Consider the following 2619-nt stretch of genomic DNA (forward strand, 5'->3'; position numbering starts at 1 on the left):
TATCGCGGCGGAGTTGGAGGCTGAGCGGGAACAGACTTTGAAAATCCATCCCAGGCAAGATGAAGAATCACGGCGGCGGTCCCTGGAACCGAAGGACCCGCCTAAAAAGAAGAAGCTGAAACGTGAGCTGCGGCGGGAGGCCCTGACCCGACTGGAAGAAGCCGCTAGGACACAGAATGATTTTAATGAGGTAGTTGCTTGGTGGGACAAACTGGACGAAAACCGGGAGCGGCGGGAGCGGGATCATGAGGTCTTGCGCGGAGACGTGCCGTTGGAGTACGGCGCTGTGCAGGAGGGAACCGTCTTTCCGGCTTCTCTGTGCAGTCCCTTTTGGCGGGAGCTTTGCAGCGGATACTTCCTCAATATCATTTTCGACTGTCCCTATGAGATGCACGAATTGCTGGCAGACGATTTTCTGTCAAAGATGATCTTTGAGTTGAAGGAAGATCACAAGGAGCTTTTCTATTATAAAGTCCTCCGGCGGTATAGCAGCGCAGAACTGGGTGCTGTACTGAACCAGACGGACCGGAATATCCGAAAGAAATGGGCAAGGCTGCTGAAACGGCTGCAAAAGAAGTTGTTCGAACATATAGCTGAAAAGGGCGGCAAGGGACGGTCCCTGATGCTGCGGGAGAAAACTTTCCTGGAGGAATACAAAAAATCCGTCCTTGACGATGACAAGGACAGATGGTAATATGATTTTGAGACACATAGATTACAGAATGGGAGGGATTGGATGAAGAACCTGTTTCAAAAGGCAAGTTCCCCTTGGGTGAGATACAGTGAATATGAATACAAAAAAGCCCGGGACGGCTATTTTTATATCACTCCGGCAGCGGGCGCGAAGCCGGAGGTCTATGATCCTCTGAAGAATGTGGAGCGAATGGTGCTGGACGCGCTGAACGTAGGGGCTTTGCAGATGAACCGCAAGGGGGAGGCCGTGGTCCGGGAGGCGGTCATGGAGTTTGTCAGCCGTTACGGGCTGCTGGGGTTTCTGACCGCTCTGCCCACCACGCCGTCTTTCATGGACTATAAGGCCGTGTATCTGCCGAAGAATCATTTTGTCCGGGAAGAATCCATGCCCACCCAGGACTATTTGGCGCTGTTCTTCCCTTTTGAAAAGCTGGATATTCAGAAGAAGGGAACGGAATCCCGCTGGAATTTGACAGGCGACAGGGCGATGATGGCGCTGGCCCTGACCATGCAGGACGCGCCCCAGGCGGTGAGCATGAGCTTTCAACGTGAGTACGCCGAGCGGTATGACTGGCTGGCGCGGCAGTTCAAAGACCTGGCATTTTCTTTTTATTCCAGTTTCCTCTACTACAACGACTATGATGTACTGGACGAAATGACCCGCGACCTCTACCGGCAGGGGATGGCGGCGTTTGGCGGTATCGCGCCGACCTACCACATTGCCCTGCTGGACAGGCCGACGATCATATGGGATTTTCACTCCCTGCTGCTGTGCCTGCAAATGATGTTCAGCTTTATGCTGACGGACACGGACAGCACCTTGAAAGCCTGCAAACATTGTAATAAAATTTTCGCCGCCAGCCGCCCCAACGCCGAGTTTTGCAGTCCCCAATGCAAGAACCGATATAATGTTTACAAGAGCAGAGGGAAAGAATAACGCAAAAAAAGCGCGGGAGAGCGCGGCAATCACCACGCTCCCCCGCACTTTCTTATAGGGCAAAGACCAATTCGTGCAGGACCATTTCTTCCGCCCGGTTGCGGATGCTGTTCATACGCCTTACCCATTCCATCTGGTCCGCCGCTTTCAGTGCCTCTGTCACGCCCTCGCGCTGAGCCATGACGGGGATAAGCCGGTCCATCCGCTCATTACAGGTGGTGTCAGTGTCAATCAGGTGTGTCCAGAGTTTTCCGGAGAGCAGCAGCCGGTTGTAGGTGCCGGGGTAGTGTTCCTCCAAGAACTTCTGGCGCATCCGGCCATACCGCCCCAGGGGTTTGTCCGGCTGATCGTCCAGAATCAGGTCCGGGATGTAGTAGTCTCCGACTTTTGTGTAGGTCAATTCCATGATGTGTCCTCCATTCGTGGTTGATATGGATGCAGTTGAAGGAAACGACAAAGTTTGCGGTATCACCGCCTTTCTCACAACTGCTTATGCCATTTTGCCACAAATGAGCCGCAGCTATGTTTATTTGGCAAGGTGAGAACCTTACCCTTTACAACATACATCTTCATAAAGTCTCTGTATAATTGCGTCCAATTCTGTAATACGCCGCCTTTGCTTCTCCAGCTTTCTTTTGGATTGCTCCTGTTCCGTGCGCTGGACAGCCAATTTGTTTTCTATCACGCGCTGGACAAACTCATCTTCGTCCTCCCGCGCATAGGCCACAACCCGCTGTAAGTTTTGCAATACAAGTTCTTCTAAAACTACTACGCGGATATAGTGTGCGGTGCATCGGTTGCTAAAGCGGCGGTAAGTACCGCAAGTGTAGTTCTCCCGTTCATGCGCTGTGGAAATTCCACGGCTATGATATAACCGCTTTCCACAATCAGAGCAGACAACCAATCCAGAAAACAATCCGATCTCGTCCCGCTTCATGGGCCGTTTCCGTTGCTCTCTGTTTTTTTGCGCGATTTCCCAGGTATCAGAG

4 protein-coding genes are annotated in these 2619 nt (G+C 52.3%); 2 read left to right on the forward strand and 2 right to left on the reverse strand.

Translation table 11 applies throughout. The features are described 5' to 3' along the window. The coding region (locus JX325_RS14905; protein ID WP_204791860.1) for a sigma-70 family RNA polymerase sigma factor at positions 1-694 on the forward strand (694 nt) is incomplete at its 5' end. Positions 695-736: 42 nt separating this feature from the next. Next, complete coding sequence (locus JX325_RS14910; RefSeq protein WP_204791861.1) at positions 737-1630, forward strand: hypothetical protein; 894 nt, start codon at positions 737-739, stop codon at positions 1628-1630. Positions 1631-1682: 52 nt separating this feature from the next. Here JX325_RS14910 and JX325_RS14915 read toward each other — a convergent pair whose 3' ends face one another. Both JX325_RS14915 and JX325_RS14920 read right to left on the reverse strand, forming a co-directional pair. After that, positions 1683-2036, reverse strand: a complete 354-nt coding sequence (locus JX325_RS14915; protein ID WP_204791862.1) for a TnpV protein — start codon at positions 2034-2036, stop codon at positions 1683-1685. Positions 2037-2177: 141 nt separating this feature from the next. After that, the coding region (locus tag JX325_RS14920) for a zinc ribbon domain-containing protein (RefSeq protein ID WP_204791863.1) at positions 2178-2619 on the reverse strand (442 nt) is incomplete at its 5' end.

The organism is Oscillibacter sp. CU971, assembly GCF_905219725.1.
Lineage (GTDB): Bacteria > Bacillota > Clostridia > Oscillospirales > Oscillospiraceae > Oscillibacter.

What these genes read in the sequence shown, in the direction of transcription:
- JX325_RS14910 (WP_204791861.1), top strand. Translation starts at nt 737, where the DNA reads ATGAAGAACCTGTTTCAAAAGGCAAGTTCCCCTTGGGTGAGATACAGT.
- JX325_RS14915 (WP_204791862.1), bottom strand. Translation starts at nt 2,036, where the DNA reads ATGGAATTGACCTACACAAAAGTCGGAGACTACTACATCCCGGACCTG.